The sequence below is a fragment of the Streptomyces sp. NPDC111802 genome, assembly GCF_055634335.1.
This window is the reverse complement of the sequence record NZ_JBVKCZ010000163.1, coordinates 1-3,261: the sequence shown is the minus strand read 5'-3', so window position 1 is coordinate 3,261 and position 3,261 is coordinate 1. Positions and strand designations below refer to the sequence as shown.

At 69.4% G+C, this 3,261-nt stretch carries 2 protein-coding genes and 3 pseudogenes; 1 reads left to right on the top strand and 4 read right to left on the bottom strand.

What is annotated here, in order from left to right; translation table 11 throughout:
• The 3 pseudogenes from ACZ7NC_RS44920 to ACZ7NC_RS44910 all read right to left on the bottom strand — a co-directional run.
• Positions 1 to 419, bottom strand: a pseudogene (locus tag ACZ7NC_RS44920) (IS110 family transposase); the annotation flags it as partial.
• Between the two features lie 97 nt (positions 420 to 516).
• Positions 517 to 786 (bottom strand): annotated as a pseudogene (locus tag ACZ7NC_RS44915) (IS110 family transposase); the annotation flags it as partial.
• A 297-nt stretch (positions 787 to 1,083) separates the two neighbouring features.
• Positions 1,084 to 1,795: pseudogene (locus ACZ7NC_RS44910) on the bottom strand (IS6 family transposase).
• Between the two features lie 167 nt (positions 1,796 to 1,962).
• On the opposite strand from ACZ7NC_RS44910, the gene ACZ7NC_RS44905 reads away from it, so the two are divergent.
• Entirely contained in the window at positions 1,963 to 2,259 is a 297-nt protein-coding gene (locus ACZ7NC_RS44905) for an ANTAR domain-containing protein (RefSeq protein WP_471498063.1), read from the top strand.
• A 173-nt stretch (positions 2,260 to 2,432) separates the two neighbouring features.
• On the opposite strand, the gene ACZ7NC_RS44900 is transcribed toward ACZ7NC_RS44905, so the two are convergent.
• Positions 2,433 to 3,134: an ANTAR domain-containing protein gene (locus ACZ7NC_RS44900; RefSeq protein ID WP_471498059.1), complete on the bottom strand. Its 702-nt coding sequence runs from the start codon at positions 3,132 to 3,134 to the stop codon at positions 2,433 to 2,435.
• Positions 3,135 to 3,261 lie beyond the last annotated feature (127 nt).

Below are 3,261 nucleotides of genomic sequence, written 5' to 3'. Positions count from 1 at the left end.
TTGTCCCCGGCCGCGATCAGGAGGGCGGCCGCGCTGTCCGGGCCGGCACCGTAGACGTCGAGCAGACCGGGGGCAGTGGCTTTGACGACGGCGGCTATCTGCTTGTTGAGGTCGTCGATCTCCTTGGTCAGGTACTGGATGCGGCCAGCGAGCAGCCGCAGAGTGTGGCGGGCGGCTGCTGACGGCCCGGTCGCGGTCTGACCGTCCAGCTCGGCGCACCGCTTGACCAGGCGCGGGTTGCTCAGGCCGGCCAGCAGCTCGCGCAGGGCGGGGTCGACGGAGACGAGGATGCTCTTGGGCTGGTTGATGGTCTGGGTTCGGGACTTGACCGCGGAGCTCTTGGCCAGTTTGAACAGCCGCAGCATCTCCACCGGGCCGTCGCTCGTCTTCGCCGTGGCGGTGGCGCGGCCGGACAGCACGGCGCGGGCAGCGGCTTCGGCGTCGACGGCGTCGCCTCTTGCCGTGGCGGCGCCGGGCGGCCTTGTCCGGCTGGTTGACCTCGATCACCTCGACGCCCTCGGCCCGCAGGTGACGCGCCAGGGCTGCCCCGTAGGAGCCGGTGTACTCAACGCCTGCCCGCCGCAGCGTGCCGAACGAGCGGGCCCACGCTACGAGCTGTCGGTAGCCCTCGGCCGTGGCCGGGAAACTGCGGCCGTCCAGGACGGCGCCGAGCACGGTGACCACGGCCGCCGCGTGGACGTCTTTGTGAGTGTCGACACCGAGCAGTACCTCTTCGGCAGTGCCGGGAACGTGACATGGGGCAGCGTGCTGCGTGATGCTGGGCATGGTCGCCTGTCTCCTGATCCGCTTCGGGTGCTGGTGGCCGACGCCGGGCCGGGGCGGTCAAGACTGTGACGGTGCCTGTCGCGAAGGCCCCTATCGGGACACGTCCCCTGCCCGGCGGCAGCAGATACCGCTCCGAGCAGGCGGCCGACAGATCAACACCAAGGCACACGGCCAGTCAAGTTGCGGGTCAGACCACCGCCCGAAGCGGCACCCGAACATCCTCACAATCAAGTTGTTGGTGTGGCGGGTGGGTTGGGGTGTGTGGAGGATGGGGGTGGCCCGAGGGAGCGTCCCCGATCAGCTGGTCGTGGCCATGCCAGTGACGGTCTTCCAGAGGAGGAATCGTTCGGTCATCTCGGTGCGGTAGTCACTGGTTGTGAGTAAATGGCGGTGGGGTCGGAAGAGCGTTGAGATCCTGGAGAACGCGGCGAGGGATCTCTGGGCTGCCCCGCTGGAGCGGAAGTTCTTCATGGCTTTCTCGCGCTGGCGGGTGGGCTGGTGGCTGTTCTCGGCCCGGTTGTTCAGGTACTTTGAGCGGCGGTGTTCCACTGAGGGGAACACCTGGCGGTGGGCGGCCCCGTACGAGCGGAGCTTGTCGGTCACGATCACCCGTGGCACGTACTGCAGCCCCGTGAGGAGCTTGCGGAGGAGCCGCTTCGCCGCAGTGGCGTCACGCTTGTCGGTCACGAGGATGTCGAAGGACGTTCCCGTCCTGGTCGACGGCCCGCCACAGGTACCGCATCCGCCCGTTGACCTTGATGAACATCTCGTCCAGATGCCACCGGTCGCCGGGCCGGGGCTGCCGGCGGCGCAACTACCGGGCGTAGGCAGGGCCGAACGTGGCGCACCAGGCCCGGACCGACTCCTACGAGACGGTGATGCCGCGCTCGAACAGGAGCTCCTCGACCTCGCGGTACGACAGCGGGAAACGGTGATACAGCCCCACAGCGTGACCGATGACCTCAGCCGGAAACCGATAGCCCTTGTACGACGGCGCGTCCACGAACAGCCCCTCCCACAACGACCCACACGAAGATCATCACACGCGCCTCCAAGAACCTGACAGCGCCTTCCGGGCGGGCAATGGAGGCACGCTGGCCCGGCTACGGGACCGGCCTTGCATCGTTGGGCATCGCCTCGGTGGCCGCCCTACCGCTCCCGTCACAGGACAGCTGCATGGGGGTGCTGACGGTCTTCGATCCACATCCGGCACCCGCGATGCCTGCCGACTTCAGCGAGGTTGCCGCCGCCCTCGCCACCATCGTGCTCCGTGGCCCGGACGCCGACGCCGGCATCTACGGCGAAATCGACATCCGTCCAACCGTTCTGCAGGCCACCGGCATGCTTTCCGCGCAGCTCGGCCGCCCAGTCGCCGACGCGCTGGCACTCATCAAAGCCCGGGCATTCACCGAAGGCATATCGATCGAGACCATCGCGCGGCAGATCGTGCACGGAGACCTGAACCTCAGCTGAAGAGGGTTCTGGAGGGTGAGGCCCGGCCGGCCGCTCCCCTGTCCGTCCGGGCCTCGCGGTCTCCGGTCGCTGCCGTGTGGGGTCAGGCGGTGGTCGGAGTGGCTGTGGTCAGGGCCTTGGCCATGGGGTGTGGTAGGCGAGGGGGAAGTGTCCGTCCGGGGTCCAGTGCAGGTTCATTTCGTGGGGCGGGAGTTGTGTGTGAGCTGGAGTTGTCCGGTGAGGATGGCGTGGGCGGTGTCCAGGAGGGGCTGGTCGTGGCGGTAGGCGTGGGCGCGGATGCGGGCGAGGGCGTCGGCCGGGGGGATGTTGAGCTGGGCGGCGGTCATGCCGGTGGCCTGGTGGACGTCGGCCCGGTGCAAGTGGCGGACGGCGGCGGGGCTGAGGGCGGGGGTGTGGGGGGTGGTGAGCAGTTCGGTGAGGGCGAGGGTGTCGGTGGTCTGCTGGGCGGTGAGGGGCCCGGGGGTGCGGCGGTGGCCGGTGAGGACGCCGAGGCGGATGACGCCGAGGGTGAGGGGGAAGGCGAAGACGGCGTGGATGGCGAGTTCGCCGGTGGCGGCGGCGAGCCCGGGCCAGCGGCCGGCGGGGGCACGGGCGAAGTCCGGCTCCAGGACGGGGGCCAGGCTGTGCAGGGCGTCGCGGCTGGGGCCGTGGCCTTGGGTGAACTGCATATCGTCCAGCAGGGCGGCGCTCTCGCCGGTGTGCCACAGCAGTTCCAGGCCGTCGCTGTCGCTGTCGCTGTCGCCGTGTAGGAGGGAGAGAGCCAGGCCGTCCAGGCTCAGCAGCCGGGCCGCCTGGCGCAGGGCGTGGGCGGGCTGCTTTTCACCCGGGATGGCCAGTTGGTGCAGCAGCAGTCCCATGTCCGCGCTGAGCACCATCCAAGCCTCCTCCTCATCGCTGGTCTTTGGGAGCCAGCGTAGGGTCGGTGCGGCTTTCCATCACCTCGCGCGCCACGTCGGTCAGCCGCAGCCCGTGGTGGCGGGCGTAGTGGCGCAGCTGGTCGAA